This is a genomic window from Paraburkholderia sp. SECH4 (assembly GCF_030511745.1).
Lineage (GTDB): Bacteria > Pseudomonadota > Gammaproteobacteria > Burkholderiales > Burkholderiaceae > Paraburkholderia > Paraburkholderia madseniana.
This window is the reverse complement of record NZ_JALOCP010000015.1, coordinates 106,580-129,657: the sequence shown is the minus strand read 5'-3', so window position 1 is coordinate 129,657 and position 23,078 is coordinate 106,580. Positions and strand designations below refer to the sequence as shown.

At 62.8% G+C, this 23,078-nt stretch carries 22 protein-coding genes and 1 riboswitch; of the genes, 13 read left to right on the top strand and 9 right to left on the bottom strand.

What is annotated here, in order from left to right:
* The first annotated feature begins 28 nt into the window (after nt 1-28).
* Genes M0D67_RS21125 through M0D67_RS21115 form a run of 3 tightly spaced genes read left to right on the top strand, consistent with a single transcriptional unit; the run spans nt 29 to nt 2,860 of the window.
* The gene (locus tag M0D67_RS21125) at nt 29-943 is read left to right on the top strand and encodes an ABC transporter permease (protein WP_266239564.1); all 915 of its coding nucleotides are present in this window, start codon (nt 29-31) and stop codon (nt 941-943) included.
* A complete protein-coding gene (locus M0D67_RS21120) occupies nt 940-1,986 on the top strand; it encodes an ABC transporter ATP-binding protein (protein WP_171927833.1) in 1,047 nt (348 codons plus the stop codon). The genes M0D67_RS21125 and M0D67_RS21120 overlap by 4 nt, the downstream gene beginning before the upstream one ends.
* Before the next feature lie 46 nt (nt 1,987-2,032).
* A complete protein-coding gene (locus M0D67_RS21115; protein ID WP_266239563.1) occupies nt 2,033-2,860 on the top strand; it encodes a phosphodiesterase in 828 nt (275 codons plus the stop codon).
* An 18-nt stretch (nt 2,861-2,878) separates the two neighbouring features.
* On the opposite strand, the gene M0D67_RS21110 is transcribed toward M0D67_RS21115, so the two are convergent.
* Complete coding sequence (locus tag M0D67_RS21110) at nt 2,879-3,364, bottom strand: DUF2569 domain-containing protein (protein WP_171927835.1); 486 nt, start codon at nt 3,362-3,364, stop codon at nt 2,879-2,881.
* Between the two features lie 175 nt (nt 3,365-3,539).
* Between M0D67_RS21110 and M0D67_RS21105 the strand changes: the two genes are divergently transcribed.
* The 3 genes from M0D67_RS21105 to M0D67_RS21095 all read left to right on the top strand — a co-directional run bounded on the left by M0D67_RS21105 (nt 3,540) and on the right by M0D67_RS21095 (nt 7,441).
* Nucleotides 3,540-4,739 (top strand): MFS transporter, encoded by a 1,200-nt coding sequence (locus M0D67_RS21105; protein ID WP_154559100.1) that lies wholly within the window; start codon nt 3,540-3,542, stop codon nt 4,737-4,739.
* A gap of 235 nt (nt 4,740-4,974) precedes the next feature.
* Nucleotides 4,975-5,109, top strand: a complete 135-nt coding sequence (locus M0D67_RS21100; protein ID WP_154559099.1) for an entericidin A/B family lipoprotein — start codon at nt 4,975-4,977, stop codon at nt 5,107-5,109.
* A gap of 250 nt (nt 5,110-5,359) precedes the next feature.
* Nucleotides 5,360-7,441 (top strand): NADPH-dependent 2,4-dienoyl-CoA reductase, encoded by a 2,082-nt coding sequence (locus M0D67_RS21095; protein ID WP_266239562.1) that lies wholly within the window; start codon nt 5,360-5,362, stop codon nt 7,439-7,441.
* Between the two features lie 43 nt (nt 7,442-7,484).
* Here the strand turns inward: M0D67_RS21095 and M0D67_RS21090 are convergent, their stop codons facing one another.
* The 6 genes from M0D67_RS21090 to M0D67_RS21065 all read right to left on the bottom strand — a co-directional run bounded on the left by M0D67_RS21090 (nt 7,485) and on the right by M0D67_RS21065 (nt 12,189).
* Nucleotides 7,485-8,414: an EamA family transporter gene (locus tag M0D67_RS21090; RefSeq protein ID WP_266239561.1), complete on the bottom strand. Its 930-nt coding sequence runs from the start codon at nt 8,412-8,414 to the stop codon at nt 7,485-7,487.
* Between the two features lie 366 nt (nt 8,415-8,780).
* Entirely contained in the window at nt 8,781-9,029 is a 249-nt protein-coding gene (locus M0D67_RS21085; RefSeq protein ID WP_154559096.1) for a pentapeptide MXKDX repeat protein, read from the bottom strand.
* A 128-nt stretch (nt 9,030-9,157) separates the two neighbouring features.
* Entirely contained in the window at nt 9,158-9,961 is an 804-nt protein-coding gene (locus tag M0D67_RS21080; RefSeq protein WP_233464769.1) for a molybdopterin-dependent oxidoreductase, read from the bottom strand.
* Nucleotides 9,962-10,003: 42 nt separating this feature from the next.
* Nucleotides 10,004-10,642 carry a cytochrome b/b6 domain-containing protein gene (locus tag M0D67_RS21075; protein WP_154559095.1) on the bottom strand — a complete coding sequence of 213 codons (639 nt, stop codon included), beginning with the start codon at nt 10,640-10,642 and terminating at the stop codon, nt 10,004-10,006.
* 45 nt (nt 10,643-10,687) lie between these two features.
* Nucleotides 10,688-11,518 carry a DUF1223 domain-containing protein gene (locus tag M0D67_RS21070; RefSeq protein WP_171927837.1) on the bottom strand — a complete coding sequence of 277 codons (831 nt, stop codon included), beginning with the start codon at nt 11,516-11,518 and terminating at the stop codon, nt 10,688-10,690.
* A gap of 191 nt (nt 11,519-11,709) precedes the next feature.
* Nucleotides 11,710-12,189 (bottom strand): hypothetical protein, encoded by a 480-nt coding sequence (locus M0D67_RS21065; RefSeq protein ID WP_233464768.1) that lies wholly within the window; start codon nt 12,187-12,189, stop codon nt 11,710-11,712.
* Between the two features lie 528 nt (nt 12,190-12,717).
* Between M0D67_RS21065 and M0D67_RS21060 the strand changes: the two genes are divergently transcribed.
* The 6 genes from M0D67_RS21060 (at nt 12,718) to M0D67_RS21035 (ending at nt 19,993) form a co-directional block, all read left to right on the top strand.
* Complete coding sequence (locus M0D67_RS21060) at nt 12,718-13,128, top strand: GreA/GreB family elongation factor (RefSeq protein ID WP_154559093.1); 411 nt, start codon at nt 12,718-12,720, stop codon at nt 13,126-13,128.
* 154 nt (nt 13,129-13,282) lie between these two features.
* Nucleotides 13,283-13,401: riboswitch (TPP riboswitch) on the top strand.
* A 91-nt stretch (nt 13,402-13,492) separates the two neighbouring features.
* Nucleotides 13,493-15,424, top strand: a complete 1,932-nt coding sequence (gene thiC, locus M0D67_RS21055) for a phosphomethylpyrimidine synthase ThiC (protein ID WP_171927838.1) — start codon at nt 13,493-13,495, stop codon at nt 15,422-15,424.
* A gap of 280 nt (nt 15,425-15,704) precedes the next feature.
* The gene (locus M0D67_RS21050; protein WP_097389842.1) at nt 15,705-15,917 is read left to right on the top strand and encodes a glycine zipper 2TM domain-containing protein; all 213 of its coding nucleotides are present in this window, start codon (nt 15,705-15,707) and stop codon (nt 15,915-15,917) included.
* Nucleotides 15,918-16,181: 264 nt separating this feature from the next.
* Nucleotides 16,182-16,712, top strand: a complete 531-nt coding sequence (locus M0D67_RS21045) for a hypothetical protein (protein ID WP_266239560.1) — start codon at nt 16,182-16,184, stop codon at nt 16,710-16,712.
* Nucleotides 16,713-17,112: 400 nt separating this feature from the next.
* Complete coding sequence (locus tag M0D67_RS21040) at nt 17,113-18,711, top strand: L-lactate permease (RefSeq protein WP_171927839.1); 1,599 nt, start codon at nt 17,113-17,115, stop codon at nt 18,709-18,711.
* 355 nt (nt 18,712-19,066) lie between these two features.
* Nucleotides 19,067-19,993 (top strand): DMT family transporter, encoded by a 927-nt coding sequence (locus M0D67_RS21035; RefSeq protein WP_171927840.1) that lies wholly within the window; start codon nt 19,067-19,069, stop codon nt 19,991-19,993.
* A 582-nt stretch (nt 19,994-20,575) separates the two neighbouring features.
* Here M0D67_RS21035 and M0D67_RS21030 read toward each other — a convergent pair.
* Together M0D67_RS21030 and bamC are read right to left on the bottom strand one after the other, a co-directional pair.
* A complete protein-coding gene (locus M0D67_RS21030; protein ID WP_166618156.1) occupies nt 20,576-20,731 on the bottom strand; it encodes a hypothetical protein in 156 nt (51 codons plus the stop codon).
* A gap of 187 nt (nt 20,732-20,918) precedes the next feature.
* Entirely contained in the window at nt 20,919-22,139 is a 1,221-nt protein-coding gene (gene bamC / locus M0D67_RS21025; protein WP_154559088.1) for an outer membrane protein assembly factor BamC, read from the bottom strand.
* 458 nt (nt 22,140-22,597) lie between these two features.
* On the opposite strand from bamC, the gene M0D67_RS21020 reads away from it, so the two are divergent.
* A complete protein-coding gene (locus M0D67_RS21020; RefSeq protein ID WP_154559087.1) occupies nt 22,598-23,062 on the top strand; it encodes a DUF2844 domain-containing protein in 465 nt (154 codons plus the stop codon).
* The last annotated feature ends 16 nt before the right edge of the window (nt 23,063-23,078 follow it).

Below are 23,078 nucleotides of genomic sequence, written 5' to 3'. Positions count from 1 at the left end.
TGTGTCCAAACCCGATGAAAAGACTTCGATGAATTCCATCACTGCTCCAATCAAGCAGCCCGCAAAACCGCGTGCGCGGCGCCGTGGGTTGCCCACATCACGCACGTGGCTCGCAGCCGGACAGTGGTTCGTTACGCTGCTGCTATGCGCGTTTCTGATCGTGCCGGTCGTGATGTCGATCATGGCCGGGCTCACGGTGAACTACTTCAAAGGCGTATCGAGCGGACTCACGCTGCGCTGGCTCGGCGAAGTGTGGACGCAGTATCACGGCTCGGTATTTCTCTCGCTCGAAGTGGCAGCGATGACCTTGCTGATCACGCTGCTGACCGGCGTGCCCGCCGGCTACGTGCTGGCGCGCAGCAAGACGCGGCTCTCGCGCATCATCGAAGAGTTTCTGGTGCTGCCGATCGCCCTGCCCGGTCTCGCTTCCGCGCTCGCGCTGCTGGTGGTCTACGGCGGCTTCACGATGTTTCGCATGAGCGTCGCGTTTATCGTCGTCGGGCACGTGGTGTTCACGCTGCCGTTCATGGTGCGCGCGGTTGCGGCAGTGTGCGCGAGCAGCGATCTGCGCACACTCGAAGAAGGCGCGGCGAGCCTCGGCGCGAGCTTCTTTCAACGCTTCGTGACGATCGTGCTGCCGAATGCGCGGCCGGGGATCGTCGCCGGTGCGTTGGCGGTGCTGACGCTCTCGATCGGCGAATTCAACCTCACCTGGATGCTGCATACGCCCGACACCAAAACGCTGCCGGTCGGTCTCGCCGACACCTATGCGTCGTTACGCATCGAAATCGGCAGCGCCTACACGATTCTGTTTTTTATCATGACGATGCCGTTGCTCGTCGCGATGCAATGGCTCGGCGTCGATGCGACCGGCCAGCGCAGCGCGGGCAAACAACGCACCGCTGCCTCCCGTTCAAAGCCTACACCGACGTCCACGCCATGAAACTCGACTCCGTTCCCATCACGCTCACACAGTGCGCGAAAACGTTTCGCGGCACGCGTGTGCTCGAACCGCTCGATCTGCACATCGGCGCCGGTGAGACGCTGGTGCTGCTCGGCCCGTCCGGTTGCGGCAAGACCACCACGCTGCGCATGATCGCGGGCCTCGAGACACCTGACGCCGGCGGCAGCATCGCGTTCGGCGACGAAGACGTCACTGCCCTGCCGATCGAAAAACGTCAGGTCGGCATGGTGTTCCAGAGCTACGCGCTGTTTCCGAATCTGACCGTGCGCGGTAACATCGGCTACGGCCTGAAGATCAAACGCGTGCCGGCTGAAACCGCACGGCAACGCGTCGACGAATTGCTCGCGATGATGCGTCTCACCGCGCACGCGGACAAACCCATCGATCAGCTTTCGGGCGGCCAGCGTCAGCGTGTTGCATTGGCGCGCGCACTCGCCGTGCAACCCCGTGTGCTGCTGCTCGACGAACCGCTGACCGCGCTCGACGCGCGTTTGCGCGACACCTTGCGCAGCGAGATGAATACTTTGCTGCGCGAATTGGGCATCACAACCGTCTACGTGACCCACGATCAGGCCGAAGCGATGGAGCTCGGCGACCGCATCGTCGTGATGAGCGCAGGCCGCATCGAGCAGATCGGGTCGCCGCGCGACATCTACTACCGTCCGGCGAATCGCACGGTCGCGCAATTCGTCGGCACGATCAACCGGCTGGCGGGCGAACGGCGTGATGGTCTGCTGACGACGACCGGCGGCGCTGTACCGCTGCCATCAGGTCCCGCTCAGGCAAGCGCGGCACACGAATTTTTCTTCCGACCCGAAGACGCGTACCTCGCCGACCCGGCCAGCGCCCAATTGCGCGGCAACATCGAAAGCACGGCGTTTCTTGGCGAGCGCACCCGTCTGACGATCGGTGGCGCCGCACCGGACGCGCTGCTGATCGACGTCGCGGGCCGCGTCGAACTCGCGCGTGGCACGCCGGTCGGGATTTCGATCGCGCAGGACGCGCTGATTGCGCTATCGTAATGACACAGCGCTGCGTTTCTAGCGCGCCATAACGAAGGACATCCCCATGCTGCTGGCTCAAATTAGCGACCTCCATATCAAACGGCCCGGCGCGCTGGCTTACCGCCGCGTCGACACCGGTGCCTATCTCGCGCGCACTGTCGCCGCGCTCAATGCGCTGGACCCGCGTCCAGCCGCTGTGATCATGACCGGCGACCTCGTCGATCAGGGCGATCCGGAACAGTACGAACACCTCAAGACCTTGCTCGCGCCGCTCGAGATCCCCTACTTCCTGATGGTGGGCAATCATGACGAACGTGCTGCGTTGCGCGCGGCGTTTCCCGATCGCGCCGAATTGCGTAGTGGTGGCGAGTTCGTGCACTACGCGGTCGACGTCGGACCGCTGCGCGTAATAGCGCTCGATTCGCTGGTCCCGGGCGAAAGCGCCGGCAATCTATGCGACGCACGTCTCGCCTGGCTCGAGACGCAACTCGATGCGGCACAAGGCAAGCCGACGGTGGTCGCGTTGCATCATCCGCCGTTCGTCTGCGGAATCGGGCATATGGATGAATTGCGGCTCGATCCCGCTGCCGCCGACAAGCTCGCCGCGTTGATCGCGCGTTATCCGAACGTGGAGCGGGTGATCTGCGGCCACGTGCATCGGCCGATGTTCGTGCGTTTTGGCGGCACGATTGCGTCCGCGGTGCCGGCACCCGCGCATCAGGTCGGACTCGATCTGCGCGAGGATGCGCCCTCCGCATTCGTGATGGAGCCGCCCGCGTACGCGCTGCATCGCTACGATCCGGCGACAGGCATCGTCACGCATCATGCGTATGTCGATACAGCGGATGGGCCGTATCCGTTTTACGAGGCTGAAGGCGAGTTGATCGATTAACGGTGTCGCCTCGCCGGTTCAGGCAACGACGAAAGTTTGCCGTACGCGCCGGGACAGCCTGAAATACGGTATCCCGAGCGCGGCAGCAACGCCGGCCTGAATGAAGCCATCGAACGGAATGGCGATGGCGACGCCAATGGTGCGGGTCATGTGATCGCCGAGCAGGTAGGCGATGGTTCGCATGACGACGATGGCCAACAGCCACGCCTGCACTTGCACCGGAAAACGCGCCGATTTGCGCCGCGCGAGCAACGCGAGCCAACCTGCGCCTGCGACGATGAACACCCCGATAATCACGTCACAACCGACCATCGCGATCACGGTGCGATACCAGCCGTGTGTTTCAGGGCGCACGAATACCGCCAGCAGCTCCCATTCGAGCATCAGCTTGAGCGGATCGCGCAATGCAACCGCGGTAGAAAGCGCCCACGCAGCGAGGCAGATCAAGGCGACGAGCAGCCAGCCGCTGATGCGTCGAGGTTCGGGTGTCGAGGGTGTGTTCATGAGATCGGTCACGTAATGGATCGTGTTGCGCGCGCAGATTCTACGAACGAAAACCGAACGACCATCTCATTTTGTCTGCGAGGCCTGCGAGGCCGTCAGCACGATCCTTCCTGCTCCGGTATGATCGGCACGCTTGAGGACCGCGCATGGGCCGGTCCGTCGATAGCCCCCTCTCATGTCCACATCCGACGCTTCCACTCCCGCTTCCGCCGACCGGTCGTTGCGCGGCTTGCTGCTTCTGCTCGCGACGATCGCCGGTGTGGCAGTCGCAAACATCTATTACAACCAGCCGCTGCTCGACAATTTCCGGCAGTCGTTTCCGAATAGCGCGTCGTGGGTTGGCGCGGTACCGGCCGTGACGCAGCTCGGCTACGCAGCCGGGATGCTGCTGTTGGCGCCGCTCGGCGACCGCTTCGATCGACGCCTCCTGATCCTGTTGCAGATCGTGGGCATGTGCGTCGCACTGGTGCTGGCGTCCACGGCACCGACGCTGTCGGTGCTGATCGTCGCGAGTCTCGCGATTGGCGTGCTCTCCACCATCGCGCAACAGGCGGTGCCGTTCGCGGCCGAACTCGCGCCGGCTTCCCAGCGTGGCCATGCCGTTGGCACGGTGATGAGTGGATTGTTGCTGGGGATTTTGCTGGCACGGACTGCGGCGGGCATTGTCGCCGAGTATTTCGGCTGGCGTGCCGTGTTCGGCGCTTCTGTGGTTGCGCTGCTGGTGCTGGCGGCGGTGATCATCATGCGTCTGCCGAAGAGCAAGCCGACGTCGACGCTGCCGTACGGCAAGTTGCTGGTCTCGATGTGGCACCTGGTGGTCGAGCATCGCGCGCTGCGTGAAGCCTCGTTGACTGGGGCCGCGATGTTCGCGGCGTTCAGCATTTTCTGGTCGGTGCTGGCGTTGTTGCTGGCAGGTGCGCCTTTTCATCTTGGGCCGCAGGCGGCTGGATTATTCGGGATCGTCGGTGCTGCGGGGGCGATGGCTGCGCCGCTCGCCGGCAAGTTTTCCGACCGCCGCGGACCGCGGGCGATCATCACAGTGTCGATTGTGCTGGTGGCGATTTCGTTTGTTGTTTTTGCCTTGTCGGCGAAGAGTATTGCAGGGTTGGTGATCGGCGTGATCATCCTCGATATCGGTGTGCAGGCTGCACAGATTTCCAATCAATCGCGGATTTATGCGTTGAAGCCTGAGGCGCGGAGTCGCGTGAATACGGTTTATATGGTGGCTTATTTTATTGGTGGTGCTGTCGGGTCTGGGGTCGGCGCTGCGGTTTGGCCGGCCTTTGGGTGGGTTGGGGTGAGTGTTGCTGGGGTGGGTTTTGCCGCACTGGCGGCCTGGAATCATTTGAGGCTTGCAGCCACGGTAAAAGGTTAGAGGTTTATTAGTGTTGCCCTGTGCGGGGCGGCACCTCTACGCCGACGACGCAAACGCCGGAGCACGCTTACAATAGAATCGCAGCGCAGTTGATAGCACTACCGCCGTCTTGTTTAACATGCAATCAGACCGGATCGACTGGAGTAAGTCCCGGTCAGACGAAAGCTGGCCGGGCTAGCGCGTGCCGTAAAACATGAGCACGGCAACCAATGCATTATCGACAGGGAGAACTCTCATGAATCGACTAATCGCTTTGCTTCTTATTGCAGGGATGACCGCGCTCGCGGGTTGCAACACGATGGCGGGGGTTGGGCAGGATATTTCGAAGGGTGGCAACGCCATCACGAATTCGGCCGATCAAGCCAAGTAAGTGAGCGATAGCCAATCGGCTGCTGGGCGCCTCGCGGCGCCTTGCAATGCAGGATCTCCATAGCCCGTCGCGGGAAACCGCGGCGGGCTTTTTTATAGTCAGACCTATAAACAAAACGGCGATTGGCTTCTGGCACCAGACGAATGGCTTACTGAGCAACGAGTTGCGCGGATTAGAATTTTTCCTCGGCGGGTTGGCACGTTTCGCGGTGTATTGTTCGCGCACAACCCATACTCACACGGTCCCCTGCATGTCTTACCCACACTTACTCGCTGAACTCGACCTCGGCTTCACCCGTTTGCGCAATCGCGTGGTGATGGGTTCGATGCATACCGGCATGGAGGATCGTTTCTGGAATTACCCGAAACTGGCCGCGTATTTCCGTGAGCGCGCGAAAGGCGGCGTCGGTCTGATCGTCACGGGCGGCATCTCGCCGAACCGGCAAGGCTGGCTGCTGCCCTTCGGCGGCACGCTGAACTCGGTATTCGATCTGCGCAATCACCGTTTGCTGACCGAGGCCGTGCATGCCGAAGGCGGCAAGATCGCGTTGCAGATCCTGCATGCGGGCCGCTATGGGTATCAGCCTTTTGTCGTGTCAGCGTCGGCGCTCAAGTCGCCGATCTCGAAGTTCAAACCGCGCGCGCTCACCGAAGCCGGCATCGAGCGGACCGTGCGCGATTATGCACGCTGCGCGCGCCTTGCCCAGCGCGCGGGTTACGACGGCATCGAAATCATGGGCAGCGAAGGCTATCTGCTCAACCAGTTCCTGTGCCCACGCACGAACCGGCGTACCGATCGCTACGGCGGCAGCATCGAGAACCGCATGCGGCTCGCGCGCGAGATTGTCGAGCGCGTACGCGCGGCGTGCGGCAAACGCTTTATCGTGGTGTACCGGCTCTCGCTGATCGATCTGGTCGAAGGCGGCAACACGTGGGAAGAAACCGTGCAGGTCGCCCAGGCACTCGAAGCCGCCGGCGTGACGATGTTCAACAGCGGAATCGGCTGGCACGAAGCGCGAGTGCCGACCATCGTGACCTCGGTGCCGCGTGCTGCATTCGCCGCGTTGAGCGCGCGGTTGAAGGCTGCGGTCAAGGTGCCGGTGATCGTGTCGAACCGCATCAACACGCCCGAGGTCGCCGAAGAACTGCTCGCTCAGGGAGCGGGCGATCTGGTGTCGATGGCAAGACCGCTACTCGCCGACCCGGAGTTCGTGCTGAAGACCGCCGAGGGACGCGCGCACGAAATCAACACCTGTATCGCCTGCAATCAGGCCTGCCTCGATCACACGTTCAAGAACCAGCGCGCAAGTTGCCTCGTGAATCCACGTGCGGGACGCGAGACCGAGCTGGTCTATCGGCCGATCGCAGGCCAAGAGGCCGCGCGCTCGGTGGCGGTAGTCGGCGCGGGTCCGGCGGGACTTTCCGCGGCGAGCGTTGCGGCCTCACGCGGGCACCGCGTGACCTTATTCGATGCAAGCGCAACCATCGGCGGCCAGTTCAATCTGGCGATGCGCGTGCCGGGCAAGGAAGAGTTCAGCGAAACGATCCGCTATTTTCAGAGCCAGTTGGAGCGGCATCGCGTCGACGTGCGGCTCGATACGCGCGTCGATCCTGCCCTGCTCGCGGCAGGCGGTTACGACGATGTGATCATCGCCACGGGCATCGTGCCGCGGAGCCCCGCGATCGCCGGTATTAACGGGCCTAACGTGCTGTCTTACGTGGATGTATTGCGCGGTGCACCGGTGGGACGCCGCGTGGCGGTGATCGGTGCGGGTGGGATCGGCTTCGATGTCAGCGAGTTTTTGCTGCATCGTTCCGGCGATCCTCTGCCCGTGCCACGCGATGCATGGCTCGACGAATGGGGTGTCGACCTTGCGGTTCGGGAACGCGGCGGTTTGAAACCGCCGGCGCCGGCAGAGCCGGTCCGCGAGATCTGGTTGCTGCAGCGTAAGGCGGGCAAGCTCGGCATGGGGCTCGGCAAGACCTCCGGCTGGGTACATCGCGCCACGCTGGCCAGAAACGGCGCGAAGATGCTCGGTGGTGTGTCGTATCTGGAGATCAGCGAGCGCGGTTTGAAGATCGCGCGCGAAGGTGTCGAAGAATGGCTTGAAGTGGACACGATCGTCGTGTGCGCGGGGCAGGAATCGTTGCGCGACCTGGTTCCGGAGACGGCGGCACGAACTACGGGCAGGTCAAACGGCGCGAACAGCGTTAAAGGCTCGAATGATGCGAACGGTCCGCGCTATCACGTGATCGGCGGCGCAAAGGTGGCAACCGAACTCGATGCGAAACGCGCGATTCGCGAGGGTGCGGAGGTGGCGGCAGCGCTCTGAGCCACTGAGCCAGCGGAGAGCGGAGGTGGCCGCGCCGCCCTCCTTAAACAAGCCCCTTCTTCCGGTAATCGAACCAGAAAGACAGCCCCACGCTGGCCAGAATCACGATCGTCGCGATGACCGTCGAGCGCGTCACCGGCTCGCCGAGCAACAACGCGCCGAGCGCCACCGCCACCACGGGATTCACGTACATGCAGCTACTGGCGATGATCGGACTCGTATGGCGGATCAGAAAGCCGTACGCGACGTAGGCGGTCATCGTCCCGATCAGCATCAGGTAGACGAAGGCCAGCACCGGCAGAAAATGCACCTCCATCATCCTCTCGCCCGTCACAAGGGCGACCATCGTCGACATCGCGCCGCCGAGGCCAATCTGCAGCGACGTCGAGAGAAACAGGTCCGACGGCAGCTTCAGCCGCCCGGCCAGATGCGCGCCGCCGGCCCAGAAAAGCGCACCGCACAGGATCGCCAGGCTGCCGCCCGCCGATCCCGGTGCACTGTCGCCGTGGCTCAGGATCGCGATACCCACCAGCCCGAGGCCAACCGCAAACCACTCGCCCCTGCCGATCTTGCGCCCCGCCACCGCCGCGATCACCGTTGCGAACAGCGGCACGGTCGCGACCATCACAGCAGCGGTACCGGTGCCCACGGTACGCATGCCGTAGGCCAGCATGCCGCTCGACAGGCCGACCAGCATCGTGCCGACAATACCGGCATTGCGGATTTCACCCACGCTCGGCCAGACCGGATTGCGGCGCGTCGCGAAGATGAAGAGCCCTATCCCGGCAAACAGGTTGCGCAGACCCGAGAGCAGCAAGGGCGGAAACGAACCGAGCGCGACGTGCACGGCCAGATAGGTCGAGCCCCACACGAGATAAACGACGGCGAGCGCGAGCGCGATCTGTCCATTACGGGACTGCGGCAAACGGATCGGGAAACCACGCGAAAAGCGGCTGGGGAGTTGCGGCGCCATACGTTCAACCCGCCCATGCCGCTCGAGGTGCTGCGCCCCCGCAGAAGACCCTGTGACGGGATGGCGGACACCGCATCGGCGATGCGGTCTGACGGGCGAGGCTGGCGGACATGTCGGTGGAACGGAAGGACGATAGATGGCCAATGGGGCCACAACGCCGCGGAGATCGATGGAAATCGAGCCACGGCTGACACACGCCAAATGTTCGGCGCGCATCGCATTATGCAGTAAGCGCCCACCGCGTCGCCTGAAAGAATCGTAACTTTTTTGCGTACATGCAACAGAAAAGCCGGGGACGTATCCCCGGCTTTGGGCTCACCTGCAACACCGGCGCTCAAGCTATGCAACCGGCATCGCCGGCAACGCTCAGTTGGCCATGGCGCCCGATGCTTCGTGCTTCATGCCCATCGCGTCGCTGCCCTTTTTCATCTTGTCGTGCTTCATCGTGTCCTTCTTCATGCTGTCTTTCGACATGGTGTCTTTGGACATCGAATCCTTCGACATCGTGTCCTTGGACATCGCATCGTTGGACATTGCGCCACTTGCCTGGGCGAACGCGGCGCCGCCGCTGGTCAGGAGGGCGACGGCCATTGCTGCGATTGCGAACTTTTTCATGGGATGACTCCGTTTTGTGGTGGATGAATCTGACCCGGCTTCTGGTTTCTACCTTGTGCCGGGGTACTTCCGAAGCTTCTGCCGCCCGGGGTCGCGCGTCCGGCATTGCACGCGCCGACCCGCGCGCGTCAAGAGCCTCCGAACCAGTTGTAGCCCTGGTCGACCCAATAGCCGCCGGGATACGTGTTGGTGACGAACATCTCGACGATGTGTTTCGGATTCTTGTAGCCGAGCTTGGTCGGCATGCGCAGCTTCATCGGGAAGCCGTATTTCGCGGGCAGGCGTTCGCCGTCGTACGAAAATGTGAGCAGCGTTTGCGGATGCAGCGCGGTCGGCATGTCGATGCTTTCGTAGTAGTCGTCGGCGCATTTGAAGCCGACGTACTTCGCGCTCGTGTCCGCACCGATGCGCCGCAGAAAATCGGCAAACGGCGTGCCGCCCCAGCGGCCGATCGCGCTCCACCCTTCCACGCAGATATGCCGCGTGATCTGCTCGGCATGCGGCAGCGCGTACAACTCGGGCAAGGTCCAGACGCGCTGACCGGTGACGAGGCCGCTGATCTTCAGCTTGTAGTCGGAGGGGTCGACATCGGGGACGTCGTCGATACCGTAGAACGCATTGAACGGAAACGGCCGCGTGATTTGCGCTTCCGTGTAGGTTGGCGCGAGTTGCTTTGGATCGAACAGCGCGGCTTGTGCGCGGTCGTTCAGGCGCGACACGGCCGTCAGGAACGCGTTGACAGAATCGTTGTCGGTGAGCGAGCAACCCGTCAGCATCGACAGGCCGCCGAGCGTCAGAAGCCGCTTGCCGAACAGGCGCCGCGACGGCATCGCGAGTTCGCGCCGTGCGTCGATCAGGATCGATTCGCGGTCGAGCGTGTTGTCAGGCATAGCGGCAAGCTTTCGATCGAGTTTTGTATCAGGCGTGGTCATGATTCGATGTCCTTAGGCTTTGCATATCCGTGGGTCAGCCGCTTAGCGTCCGCGCAGCATCGCCAGCAGCGAGCGCGGCACGAGGGCCACCATCACCAGATGCACGGCGATGAACGCGGCCATCAGTGACATGGCGCAGAAGTGGACGATGCGTGCGTTGTCGTAGCCGCCCATCAGCTCGCGCAGCAGCGGAAACTGCACCGATTTCCAGATCGCGAGGCCCGAGAGTACGAGAACGATCAGATCGCAGACGACAAACAGATAAGCGAATTTCTGCACCGCGTTGTAGACGCGCAGATCGGCGTGCGAGAGCTTGCCGGTCAGCGCGGCGATGAAGTCGTGCAGCACGGCGCGCGGCGAGACCGGCAGGAACTTGCGCACGAAGCGCCCGCTGGCCAGATTCAGCACGAGATACAGCAAGCCGTTGAAGACCAGCAGCCACATCGCCGCGAAGTGCCATTGCAGCGCGCCGCCGAGCCAGCCGCCGAGCGTGATTCCCGTGGGGAACGTGAAGCCTTTGAAGATCGGCGAGGCGTCATAGATGCGCCAGCCGGACAGCATCATCAGAATGGCCGCGAGTGCGTTGAGCCAATGCGTGACGCGCACCCACACCGGATGAATCGTGCCGCTCTTCGGCGTGGCGGGCGGAGCGGTTTTGCTAAGAGCATGAGGCGTGGCCATGAGAATCTCCGATGAAATGGGGAGCGCTGCGGGGTCGTCGCGCGATCAGTTGCAGGCAGCGAGCTCGCCCACTTGCAACACGTCGCCGGTCGCAGCGTTTTCGACGAAGGCGACGACGCCGAAGTGGTCAGCCGGGGCGTTAGCATCGGCATCGTCGATGCGGATATCGCGGCGGATCTGCGCGTTACCGGCAACCAGCGGCACGGGGCCGATCCATTGCCGCACGACGCGTTCGTGATGCAGCGTTGCGCCGCTGTTTTCCCCTGCTCTGACCTGCGAGTTCAACGCGTTCTGGTAGACCGCGACATAGGCGTTCAGTGGGGCCGTGGTGTCTGCCGCCTTGCTGGTGAATTGCGCATCGACATTGAAGGCGCCCTTCGCCTGGGGTTTCAGTTCAAGCGCCACGTTCGCCTGCGCCGGTTCGGCGACGACCTGGCCGACGCGGCTCTGGAAACTGTCGCGTTGCGACCAGCTACGCAGTTCGCGGCCCGATACGAAGATTTCGGGCGTGTAGATGGTGTGGCCACCAGCGAGGTCAGTGAGGGTTTGCTGACGCTCAGTAAAGCGATGTTGCGAGAAGCGGTCGGTCCAGCCGAGGCTATTCCAGTAGTCCACGTGCAGCGCCAATGGCACGATGCTTTGGGTTGCACCGCTGTTTTTCCACTGGCCCAGCCAGTTGTCGGCGGGCGGGCAGCTATTGCAGCCTTCGCTGCTGTAGAGCTCCACCAGCGCTACGCGGTGCGATGGGCTATGCGACGTGCACACGGCGCCGGCCGCGCTTGCAAGGCCACTGGCGGAGAGGGTTGTCAGCGCTACGGCTAGCGCGATTGCGCGCGTGACATGCCGATTGTCTCGGCGGGTTCGTGCGGTTTGCATGGCGTGCTCCATCAGGATCTGCACGTTTGTCGAACCACGAGACCGCTTATGACAGCCGATTTTGATTTTTTATTTTTGTTCGGGTCGTGCGCCTACGGTCGAGACCGTTCCATGCTGTTTATACCCCGCGGGGCGCGGCGTGTCTGTACGCTTGCGGGCGAACCGCCCCAAAGCGCCCCGCGGAGGGTGCCTCAGTCGTAACTCACGACAACCGTCACCCGGGTATCCTGCCCCGCATTCTTCGGTGCAAGCGACAACACCCCGCCATCGCGGCCAACCCGGTAGTGCCCATCACTGCCCGCGCGAAACACGCGTCCATGGCTGTCGACAAAACGCTCAGTCAGCGCATCACCCAGCGCATTACCATTACGCGCCGTCGCGCCGCTGTTCACCTGAAGCGCGACATCGGCGCCCGTCGCCACGCCCGGCGCGGCGCTAAAGGTCAGCATGACCGCTGAACCCGACTGCTCGAGCCGCGCGCCCCTGGCATCGACACGTGCCCCGGCCGGCGCCGCCGAAATCGCCAGTTGTGGCGCCACGATCGCGCCCGAAAAGCTGATCGTTCCACCATTCGCGGCCACCGCCGACATTGGCGCTGCAACCAGCGCAACCAGCGTTGCCGTCGCCGCGACCGCGCTGAGCCCCCCAAACCGCCCCATTCCCGTTTTCATCAGCACTCTCCTTAAGCCGTCTCAAACCGCATCGCGCCATTGACGCGCTGCCCACCGCCGGTCGCTCGACTGGGCAACGGCCGCCCCTACAGGCGGATTAACGGCAGCGCGGCGACGGCCTTGAATGACCAAGTGCGGTATCGACACGCCGCAGCGCGTATCCACGGCACCTCCCGGCGGCAATTAAAGAGACACCCGGCCCGTGCTAACATTCACCTTTCGATTGCGTCGATCAGGCTTTTCTTCCGACGCTCCCCCAATACTTTTCGCACTCTGCCGGCTATCCCGATGCGCGTTCCGTTCTCCCGAGCCCTCACCCGCTTGCGCCCCCGCCGCGCAACCGGTTGCGCGCGCGCGGACATCGCGACGCTTCACGCCGGCCAGCCGTCCCGAACGCTCCCGCTTCTCGCCGCCCGGCGCCCGACCTGACGCAATTCCCCTCCATTACCGGGGCCGCGTCGTCGGGCTCCGGGCAAATCTCATCCGCACGCTGTCCCTTTACATGCAGATCGAATTGGAGAACCCGTCATGAAAAAGACGAAAACCTGTTACCTCACCGAACTCGACGTCGCCCGTCTTGAAAAGCACGCGGCCGCGCCCGGCGCCGACGCCAAATTGCAAGACATGCTCGACGACGTCCTGGAACGCGCCGTGATCGTCGAATCGCGCGACATCCCCGCGAACGTCGTCACGATGAATTCGCAAGCCACGCTGGTCGACGAAGCCAGCGGCGAGCAGATGACCTGGACGGTTGTCTATCCGCCCAACGCGGATTTCGCACACGGCCGCCTGAACGTGTTTTCGCCGGTTGGCCTTGCGCTGCTCGGCGCCAAACGCGGCGAACGCATCCGCTTCACGCCGCCGAGCGGCACGGAGAAAGTGTTGAAGCTCGAAAAAATCCTGTTCCAGCCCGAAGCTGCCGACGATTTCACGCTGTAAGCGAAGCGCATTCGCGACGCAGAACTGCTGCGCCGCATCATCCCCGGCAGCCCTATCACAATAAGAATAGTGCGTGGCTGACCGGCGTTATCTCCGACATCTGACTTTTTCAAGACGGGTTGCCAAGCAACGCCCGGGCGGTGTATCGTGTGCGCTGCTAACGCGGGGGTCCTGCGTAGCGCGGAGGTTGGAGGTCCGTGTTGCGTGGGTGAGAAATACCCTTTGAACCTGATCTGGATAATGCCAGCGCAGGGAAGCGTACGGATTTCGCACCTGGTCTACCGTTTCATCCCTCGCGAATTCCGACAACTTCCGTCTCGTCTCCTGCTTAGCGGCCCTACATTGCTTTGCAGAGGAGATACGCATGAACGCCAATCCGAAGTTCCTTTCCGCCGACGCCCACGTCGATGCCGCCGCTGTCGCGCCGCTGCCGAATTCCCGCAAGGTTTACGTGACCGGCTCGCGCCCCGATATCCGCGTGCCGATGCGCGAAATTTCCCAGGCGGATACGCCGGATAGCTTCGGCGGCGAGAAAAATCCGCCGGTCTTCGTCTACGATACGTCGGGCCCCTATTCCGATCCGGAAGCCAAAATCGACATCCGCGCCGGTCTGCCCGCGCTGCGTCAAGCCTGGATCGAAGAGCGCGGCGACACCGAAGCGCTGACGGGCCTGTCGAGCGACTTCAGCCGCGAACGCGCCGCCGATACCGCGACCGCCGATCTGCGTTTCCAAGGCCTGCACCGCACGCCGCGCCGCGCCATCGCCGGCAAGAACGTCTCGCAGATGCACTACGCGCGTCGCGGCATCATCACGCCGGAGATGGAATACATCGCGATTCGCGAGAACCAGCAACGCGCCGCGTATCTGGAGACCCTGAAGACGAGCGGTCCGAACGGCGAAAAGCTCGCCGCGATGATGGGCCGCCAGCATCCGGGCCAGGCGTTCGGCGCGAGCGCCTTCGGTCCCGACGGACTGAAAGAAATCACCGCGGAATTCGTGCGCGAAGAAGTCGCCCGCGGCCGCGCGATCATCCCGAACAACATCAACCACCCGGAAAGCGAGCCGATGATCATCGGCCGTAACTTCCTCGTGAAGGTGAATGCGAACATCGGCAACTCGGCGGTGACCTCCTCCATCGGCGAAGAAGTCGACAAGATGACCTGGGCGATCCGCTGGGGCGGCGACACGGTGATGGATCTCTCGACCGGCAAGCACATTCACGAAACGCGCGAGTGGATCATCCGCAATTCGCCGGTGCCGATCGGCACGGTGCCGATCTATCAGGCTTTGGAGAAGGTCAACGGCAAGGCTGAAGACCTGACGTGGGAAATCTTCCGCGACACGCTGATCGAACAGGCCGAACAAGGCGTCGACTACTTCACGATTCACGCGGGTGTGCGTCTGCAATACGTGCCGCTGACGGCGAAACGCATGACCGGTATCGTCTCGCGCGGCGGCTCGATCATGGCGAAGTGGTGCCTCGCTCACCACAAGGAAAGCTTCCTGTACGAGCACTTCGAAGACATCTGCGAAATCATGAAGGCGTATGACGTAGCCTTCTCGCTCGGCGACGGCCTGCGTCCCGGCTCGATCTACGATGCCAACGACGAAGCGCAACTCGGCGAGTTGAAGACGCTCGGCGAACTCACACAGATCGCGTGGAAGCACGACGTGCAGACGATGATCGAAGGCCCCGGCCACGTGCCGATGCAGTTGATCAAGGAAAACATGGACCTGCAACTGGAATGGTGTGACGAAGCACCGTTCTACACGCTGGGACCGTTGACCACTGATATCGCTCCGGGCTACGACCACATCACCTCGGGCATTGGCGCTGCGATGATCGGCTGGTTCGGCACGGCGATGCTCTGCTACGTCACGCCGAAGGAACACCTTGGGCTGCCGAACAAGGACGACGTCAAGACCGGCATCATCACGTACAAGCTCGCCGCGCACGCCGCCGATCTGGCGAAGGGCCATCCGGGCGCTCAGGTGCGTGACAACGCATTGTCGAAGGCGCGTTTCGAATTCCGTTGGGAAGACCAGTTCAATCTCGGTCTCGACCCGGACAAGGCACGCGAATTCCACGACGAAACGCTGCCGAAGGATTCGGCCAAGGTCGCGCACTTCTGTTCGATGTGCGGCCCGCACTTCTGCTCGATGAAGATCACGCAGGACGTGCGCGAATTCGCCGCGCAACAAGGTCTCTCCGACGACGACGCGCTGAAAAAAGGCATGGAAGTGAAGTCGATCGAGTTCATGAAGAAAGGCGCTGAGATCTATCAGCGGCAGTAAGGTACGGATCGCGGGCGCATTAGCGCGCGCCCGCCATTCGAACCTTCTGCGTCACGGTATTGCAGCACCGAAGCCCGCCACTGGCGGGCTTTTGCATTTTTGCGCGGGCAGGCACGCCGCATGCTGATAGAAGGGAAACATTTGATTACGAAACCGACACCTTGCTGACAACCTCACACATCCGGATACGGGCTGCGGCGATAAGATCAAATGTAAGGACGGGGGTGATTTGTCCACTTCCACGAAGCATTTTCCAAACACAATGAATGGAGTCAGCATCATGAAATCGATTCGTCAACTCGGTACGTTCGCTGCGATCGTCGCGGTTGTCGCAAGTCTTTCCGCGTGTGACAACATGACCACGCGGCAACGCGATACGGTGATCGGCGCGGGTGTAGGCGGCGCCGCAGGCGGGCTGATCGGCGGCAATGCACTGTCGACGATTGGCGGTGCGGCAGCAGGCGGCATCATAGGTAATCAGGTCGGCAAGTAAGCGCAAGCACGCACTGGCGACGCTTTCATGGGAAGCCCGCGCAGGACATCAAATGTATCAACTGCCAACAACGAACTTGCCCGCACCGACGAGCGTGCGGGCACGCAGCGTACGCAACCAGCGCCATGCCGGGTGCTTCGCAAAATGCTTTGCAATGACGTGAAATAAGCCGTTACGGTTTTGCAATCCTGTTGGCGCTGCCGCGGCGTAAGCTCAAGCCACTACGCCCCGGATGGCGGCGTCCGGTGTAACCAGGAGCACGTCATGAAGTCCCCCGTCAGCAACTCTCTTTGCGCAATCAGCCAGCGGCTGCCGCGCGGCTTGCCCCGTCTTTCCCAAACTGGCATCGCGCTGGCCGGCGTGGCCTGTGTGCTGACGCTGTCCGGCTGTTATTACCCTTACGGCTACTATCCAGGCTACTACCCGTATTACGCTTACGGCACCGTTCCGGCCAATGGCGTCCAGCAGGAAGTCCCCCTCGGGACGGCCGGAGATTCGGCCACCTCGCAACAGCAGCAGGCCCAGGCGCAAGCTCAAGCGGAGCAGCAGGCGCGAGCCAATTCGCAATCCCAGCCGGCCACCTACGCGGTGGCTCAGCCGCCGCCCGTGTACGTTGCCCCCGCTTATCCCGTCTACTATCCGCCGCCGGTCTACCCGGCCTATCCGGCTTATTACGGCTATCCGGGCTGGTATGGCCCGTCGGTTTCGATCGGCGTCGGTTTCGGCTGCTGCTGGGGAGGCCACGGTGGCTGGGGTGGCCATGGTGGCTGGGGTGGCCACGGTCACTGGCACTGAGTCTCGCAGCCGGACCTTGCTGATCTGCTTTGACTGTCCCGTGCCCGCGACTGTCAGGCGCGGGACAGACCCATGCCTCACAACTCGCGCAACCCCGCTGCCCGAAAGTCGGCCTACCCGCCAGCACGGGCCATGCCGCGCCAGACGGGCCTCACGCGCATCACGCCGCGACGATCCCGCCAAGCAAGACGCGGCGCCCCTTTCTCTCCTTCGCCCGTACTTTCCCTTCTTGACGCGCTCCAATCGGGCCCTATGCTTGGGAAAGCCACACGCAGTACCTGTTTAAATAAGCGACCCGGCACGTCTTCGACGCGCCGCCGGCGCCCATCCGTCCTGCCAGAACGACGCGCCCCGTAGTGCGTAGTCCCGCGTCGAATCGAACAACAAAGAAGGAGACGTGATGTTTCACCAACTACTCACACCCGTCGGCAATTCGCTACCGCTCTCGTTCCTGGTCGCGGCCTTGCCGATCATCGTCGTGTTGCTGTTGCTCGGCTGGGCGCGCCGGCCGGCCTGGCAGGCCTCGCTCGCGGGCCTGATCGTCGGGCTGATCGTGGCGATTTTCGTCTGGCAGTTCCCGGTCGGACTCGCGGCCGCATCAGTGGCCAACGGTGCGGTGTTCGCCTGCTGGCCGGTGATGTGGATCGTGTTCACCGCGATCCTGCTCTACAACATCTCGCAGCGCTCGGGCCGCTTCGCCGCCTTCCGCATGTGGATGATCGATAACCTGCCGAACGACCGCCGCGTCGTGCTGGTGGTGATCGGCTTTTCGTTCGGCGCGCTGCTAGAAGGCATTTCCGGCTTTGGCACGCCGGTCGCGATCACCAGTTCGCTGCTGATCCTGCTCGGTTTTCCGACCCTCGAAGCACTCACCTTCACGCTGATCTTCAACACCGCGCCGGTTGCCTTCGGCGCGCTCGGCGTGCCGATCACCGTGCTCGGCGCGGTCACGCACCTGCCGGCCGATTCGCTCGCCAAGATGGTCGGCCGCCAGTTGCCGTTCTTCGCCTTCCTGCTGCCGTTCTATGTGATCGGCGTCTATGCGGGCTTTCGTAACATGCTACGGGTGTGGCCGGTCCTGCTGGTGTCAGGTGCGAGCTTCGCGCTGACCCAGTTCGTCGCGTCGAACTACGTGAACTACAGCCTGACCGACGTGTTGTCGTCGATGGTGTCGCTGATTCTCACCATCGCGTTCCTGCGCGTCTGGAAGCCCGCCGCCGATCCGAAGTTCGCGATCAACATCGATCGCGTGGGCGAGGTGCGCGGCAAGATCAGCGGTGGCCAGGGCTGGTATCCGTGGATCATCGTCTCGGCGGTGGTGATTGTCTGGACCATCGCCAAAATCTTCCTGATCGGCGACGTCAAGCTACCGTGGCCGGGCCTCGACAAAGCCGTGTTCATCACGCTGTACAACACGCCGTACGGCGCGGTGTGGGACTTCCAGCCGCTCGCGACCGGCACGGCGATTCTGGTGGCCGCCATCATCACGACGCTCGCGACGGGTCTGGGAGCGAGCGAATTCGGCAAGGCCATTGCCGACACGTGGGTCCAGACGCGCATCGCCATTCTGACGGTGGCGACCATCGTCGCGCTCGCCTATCTGATGAACTACTCGGGGCTCACCTACACGCTCGGGCTCGGCGTCGCGTCGGTCGGACCGTTCTTTCCGCTGGTGTCGGCGTTCCTCGGCTGGGTCGCGGTATTCCTGTCCGGCAGCGACACCTCGGGCAACGCGCTGTTCGGCAACCTGCAGGTGGTAGCGGCCCATCAACTGAATCTGAACCCGATCCTGATGGCCGCGACCAATTCGTCGGGCGGCGTGATGGGCAAGATGATCTCGCCACAAAACATCTCAACCGGCGTGGCGACAACCGACCTCAAAGGCAAGGAAGGCGTCGTGTTCGCCAAGACCTTCAAGCATTCGATTCTGTTGACGGTGATCCTCGGCGTGCTGGTCTGGCTGCAGCAGAACTTCCTGCAGGGGATGATCCCGCACTGAGACGCGCCTGGCCCATCGACGTAATGGCACGCGCCTGCTAATTCCTTGAAGCGGCGGCTTGCGTGATGGGCCAGTATCACTGGTGCGTTGCCGCAATATAATTCACGCTTCACAGGCGCCAACCCCGTCGGGCCTACACCTGATAACTCACCTCACCGATCTCATCGCAATTTTTCTCACATTAGCGTGAGAATTGCTCGTTTTGCGGTCGGCTCGACCGCGCATACGATAACGACTACCAGACGTCCTCCATCCCCCGAATCTTGCCGTTTCATTCCAGCCTGAAACGTTTCGCGCAATCGCGCTGCTACGATGCACAGGCGTCTCGACTCAACCGCGCGCGGCGCACGACACAATGAATGCCAAAAACCTGCTGCAACTGCTAATCCTGGCCGCCCTGTGGGGCGCCTCGTTTCTGTTTATCCGCGTCGGCGTGACCGACTTCGGTGTCGCGCCGCTGATGGCGTTGCGCGTCGGCATCGGCGCGGCCTTTCTGGCCGTCGTCCTGATTGCGCGGCGGCCGCTGCGCGAGTCCGCGAAGATCCTGCGCACGCGCGCATTTCCATTGCTGGTGGTCGGTATCCTGAATTCGGCGGCGCCGTTCTGCCTGTTCGCGTATGCCGAGTTGACGCTGTCGGCGGGCGTAACGTCCGTGATCAATGCGACCACCCCGCTGTGGGGCGCGCTCGTCGGCTTCCTGTGGCTGCGCGACCGCCTGAGCGCGCTGCGCACGCTCGGTCTCGTGATCGGCTTTCTCGGCGTCCTGATGCTGGTGTGGGATCAGATCGCCGCACCGAACGGCTCGGCCGCCACGCCGATGAGCACCGCGCTCGCGGCCGCCGCCGCGCTCGGCGCCACGCTGCTTTACGGCATCGCCGCCAATTACACGAAGCGCCACCTGACCGGCGTCGACGCATTGACCGTCGCGACCGGCACGATGACCGGCGCCACCATCGTGCTGCTGCCGCTCGCCGTGATCTACTGGCCTGCCGCGCCGATCTCGCTGCACGCGTGGGGCGCGGTCATCGCGCTAGGCATCGCGTGTACCGGCGTCGCGTACATGCTGTTCTTCCATCTGATCGCGGTGGCCGGGCCGGCACGCGCGATTACGGTGACCTTCGTGATTCCGATCTTCGGCATTCTGTGGGGTGCCCTGTTTCTCGGCGAAACCGTGTCGCCGGGCATGCTGGAAGGCTGCGGCGTGATTCTCGTCGGCACTGCGCTTGCCACCGGCGTGGTCAAACGTCTGCCGTGGGTCGGGCCGCGTCGCGCCGACACCTGAACGCCGCCTCGCACGATACGTTCGGCGCAGTCCGCTTCCCGCCCCCGCGAGGGCCGCGCGGACACAGGAACACCGCCTCGCGCGACGCCTTCAAGGTCGCGGCCTTCCCGTCTTGCACCGCTCGCCGCGTCAGCGGCCTGGCAACCCATTCCGGGCACCCAAAAAAATAGCCCGCACTCCGTTGGAGTGCGGGCGAAACCGTCGCCCTACGAGGATAGGCGACGGGGCCACCGAGGCCGCGCGCCGTGCGCGCAGGCCATCATCGGGCTAAGCACCGGGTCGTTCGCCGGTGCGGAAAGGGTCTGGGAATCGCCGATTGGACACTCGCCGCAAACTCACGTCGGATGTTACGAATCCGGCCCCATGAGTCTTTAAAAGCAGCTTGCGTGCCAGTTATAGCGATTTACAAGAAATTGTTCGCAAATCATTGATTTTTATTACATTATTTTGCGAAGAAAGGATATTGACAGGGTCTGCGGAAGGGGCTTCGCGAGTTACGTCACCGGGGTAACGTCACGTTACATGCGGCCGCACAGGGGCGGCCGCGCGAACTCGCTTCATGCGTTTGAAGCGAGTCGACCATCACCGCACCGGCCATTTCGTGCGTTGCGTGGCCGTATGCCGGACCCGCAAGCCCGTTGGCCGCTGCGTCTCGCGCCGCTCCAGGGCCGCGCCGCAGACAAGCGCCAGGACGAGCAAGCTCGCCGCCCACATCCAGTAAGGAATCACGTCGAACATGGCCATCTCCCCGTTAAGCGTCGCCGGTTCATACCGGTGTTTCAGACGGAAAGCAAAACGCGTGCACGCCGCGATAGCGGTCTACGGCTTACTGCGCCGGCGATAAATTGCGGGCATAAAAAAACCCGCCCGGAATTGCCTTCCGGGCGGGTTTTCAGACAGCGTTCGCTGCTTGCTATACCTTCGTTCAGTGCAACTGGTCGACCATCAGACCCATGATCTGCTTGGCCTGCGAGCTCTGATCGATAGCCCCCTTGTCGTCAACCACCGCCACGCGGGTCTGGTCAGGCGTCACCGCGCGCACGTTCACGAGATACTGCTTGGCGACCTTTTCCTTCTTGCCGTGGAACACCTGACTCCAGAAGCCCTGCTCTGCCGATGTCAGATCTTTCGGATCGACGTAGCGCACGAAGTACAGACCGCGGCTCGCATCGCGATCGTCGACCGTGAAGTTGCTGCGATCGAGCGCGAGGCCCACGCGCAGCCATGCACGGTCATACGGCTCGCTCAGCGTCAGCTCGGTGGACGAGAACTGTGCCGCCGTGGTGTTCGCCGCGTCATCCGGCATGGGCTGTTGCGCCGACAACGCCACGTTTCGCGCCGCCGTGGCCGCAGCCGCCGATTTCGCACCCGCCGTAGCCGCGTTCGGCGCAGTTTGCGACCCCGCCGGCGAGAGGTCGGCGCTTTGCGTGTTGCGCGAATCGGCCAGCGCCAGCGCTGCCATCAAGCGCTTCAGATATTCCTGTTCGAGGCCCGGATCGTTCGGCTTGGCTTCCCACTTGGTCGACTCGTTGTTCGTGCCGCTGATCGCCTCGCGCATGCCCTTCTGGCTGATGAACACATAGGTACCGCCGTTCGGCGCCGTTTCGAGACGCGTGCGGTACTTGTTGCGCTCAGAACTCACATAGCTGTTGCCCATTGCCTTGGACAACGTATCGCGGATCAGCCCCTCGTTGATCGAAGCGTGCGTTTCGTTCCAGTCCGTTTCCATCACACCCTTGTCGCGCTGGTCGACCACCAGCAGGAAGCCCTGTTCCTGCCAGAAACGGCGGATTGGCGCCCAGGCCTGGTCGGGCGCCTTGTTGTCGATCACAAGCCAGCTTTCCGTGCCGTCGCGCTGGATGTGCATGCCGTTCACCTGCGGCACCACCGTCAGGGTGTTGGCGGCCGGTGCTTGCGCCTGGACCTGCTGGAGCGTGGACAGCGAGGTTTGGCCGCCTTGCGGGGGCAACGAACGCTGATCGGACGTCTCATCGATCATGTTCGGCGGTACGGCAAGTGACACTTGCTTCGATTTCGAGTCGCTTTTGTAGTCGATTTTGGTCGGCGACGAGGTGCCGCAGCCGGCGACCAGACCGCCTGCCATCAGCATTACTGCAAACCGCTTGGTAAGACGAAGATCAGTCATGTTCGGGGAATCCTTCCGCTACGCCACGGCAAGTTTCCGTGGATCAACCCAACATTTTACCGATCCCGGCGAGTCATGTGCAAAAACCCGGGTTTGCCCGTGAATTGAGCAGAGCGCGGACGGCAAATCCCGGGTTGCATCGAAGGGTCGGCATACCGATGAATCGCTGCGAAGCGCGCCCCTCCTTTCGCAGAAAAACGCCCTGCCTCACGGCGGCGATCATGCCCATCAGCGGCAAATTTAACAGTTCACAACACTTCTCAAACGCCTGTAGGGCATGACCCAGCTTCTTGTCAGATCATTGTTTTAAAAGACACTTTCCATCCCCGCCACACGCTATTTTCGAGATTGGCTGAAGCGCCGCGAGCCCCTCATGACAACGATCAGGAAACCTGAGTGTTATCTTGAATTGGACATATCAATAAAACTTGAGCGCCCCAACTGCGAGACAGGTTGCCATGCCAAATGCCTCTTTCTTACCAGCCTTCGCCGTCCCGGCAATGGTGGCCGCCCTGCTGTGTGCCAGTGCCGACGCGCATGCCGAATTGGGCGGCACAATGCCCAGCCAGGCGAATTCGACGGCCGCGGCGGCCCAAACCCTGCTGAACGGCGCCTTACGCCTGCGCACGCTGACCGACGCAGGCAACACGACCCTCAACGAGTACGCGACGAATACCGGCCAGATCATCGCTTACACATGGCAAGGCCCGACCATGCCGGATCTGCGCGCGCTGCTGGGAAAGTACGCCGACTCCTACAGGGCGGGCGCTGCCGCGTCGGCGCCAGACGGCAATCTGCACGCCTCGCGGGTTGTCAGGCCAGATGTGATCGTGGAATCGGGTGGTCCGATGCGCGGCTATGTCGGACGCGCGTGGCTGCCGGCGGCGCTGCCCGCCGGCGTCACCTCCGACGACCTCCGCTGACCTCCGCTGACGCGGG

What these genes read in the sequence shown, in the direction of transcription:
- M0D67_RS21075 (WP_154559095.1), bottom strand. Translation starts at nt 10,642, where the DNA reads ATGGCCACGCCTCATGCTCTTAGCAAAACCGCTCCGCCCGCCACGCCG.
- M0D67_RS21035 (WP_171927840.1), top strand. Translation starts at nt 19,067, where the DNA reads ATGAATGCCAAAAACCTGCTGCAACTGCTAATCCTGGCCGCCCTGTGG.
- M0D67_RS21100 (WP_154559099.1), top strand. Translation starts at nt 4,975, where the DNA reads ATGAATCGACTAATCGCTTTGCTTCTTATTGCAGGGATGACCGCGCTC.
- M0D67_RS21060 (WP_154559093.1), top strand. Translation starts at nt 12,718, where the DNA reads ATGAAAAAGACGAAAACCTGTTACCTCACCGAACTCGACGTCGCCCGT.
- M0D67_RS21095 (WP_266239562.1), top strand. Translation starts at nt 5,360, where the DNA reads ATGTCTTACCCACACTTACTCGCTGAACTCGACCTCGGCTTCACCCGT.
- M0D67_RS21125 (WP_266239564.1), top strand. Translation starts at nt 29, where the DNA reads ATGAATTCCATCACTGCTCCAATCAAGCAGCCCGCAAAACCGCGTGCG.
- M0D67_RS21040 (WP_171927839.1), top strand. Translation starts at nt 17,113, where the DNA reads ATGTTTCACCAACTACTCACACCCGTCGGCAATTCGCTACCGCTCTCG.
- M0D67_RS21105 (WP_154559100.1), top strand. Translation starts at nt 3,540, where the DNA reads ATGTCCACATCCGACGCTTCCACTCCCGCTTCCGCCGACCGGTCGTTG.
- thiC (WP_171927838.1), top strand. Translation starts at nt 13,493, where the DNA reads ATGAACGCCAATCCGAAGTTCCTTTCCGCCGACGCCCACGTCGATGCC.
- M0D67_RS21050 (WP_097389842.1), top strand. Translation starts at nt 15,705, where the DNA reads ATGAAATCGATTCGTCAACTCGGTACGTTCGCTGCGATCGTCGCGGTT.
- M0D67_RS21065 (WP_233464768.1), bottom strand. Translation starts at nt 12,189, where the DNA reads ATGAAAACGGGAATGGGGCGGTTTGGGGGGCTCAGCGCGGTCGCGGCG.
- M0D67_RS21080 (WP_233464769.1), bottom strand. Translation starts at nt 9,961, where the DNA reads ATGACCACGCCTGATACAAAACTCGATCGAAAGCTTGCCGCTATGCCT.
- bamC (WP_154559088.1), bottom strand. Translation starts at nt 22,139, where the DNA reads ATGACTGATCTTCGTCTTACCAAGCGGTTTGCAGTAATGCTGATGGCA.
- M0D67_RS21030 (WP_166618156.1), bottom strand. Translation starts at nt 20,731, where the DNA reads ATGTTCGACGTGATTCCTTACTGGATGTGGGCGGCGAGCTTGCTCGTC.
- M0D67_RS21070 (WP_171927837.1), bottom strand. Translation starts at nt 11,518, where the DNA reads ATGCAAACCGCACGAACCCGCCGAGACAATCGGCATGTCACGCGCGCA.
- M0D67_RS21090 (WP_266239561.1), bottom strand. Translation starts at nt 8,414, where the DNA reads ATGGCGCCGCAACTCCCCAGCCGCTTTTCGCGTGGTTTCCCGATCCGT.
- M0D67_RS21115 (WP_266239563.1), top strand. Translation starts at nt 2,033, where the DNA reads ATGCTGCTGGCTCAAATTAGCGACCTCCATATCAAACGGCCCGGCGCG.
- M0D67_RS21085 (WP_154559096.1), bottom strand. Translation starts at nt 9,029, where the DNA reads ATGAAAAAGTTCGCAATCGCAGCAATGGCCGTCGCCCTCCTGACCAGC.
- M0D67_RS21045 (WP_266239560.1), top strand. Translation starts at nt 16,182, where the DNA reads ATGAAGTCCCCCGTCAGCAACTCTCTTTGCGCAATCAGCCAGCGGCTG.
- M0D67_RS21020 (WP_154559087.1), top strand. Translation starts at nt 22,598, where the DNA reads ATGCCAAATGCCTCTTTCTTACCAGCCTTCGCCGTCCCGGCAATGGTG.
- M0D67_RS21120 (WP_171927833.1), top strand. Translation starts at nt 940, where the DNA reads ATGAAACTCGACTCCGTTCCCATCACGCTCACACAGTGCGCGAAAACG.
- M0D67_RS21110 (WP_171927835.1), bottom strand. Translation starts at nt 3,364, where the DNA reads ATGAACACACCCTCGACACCCGAACCTCGACGCATCAGCGGCTGGCTG.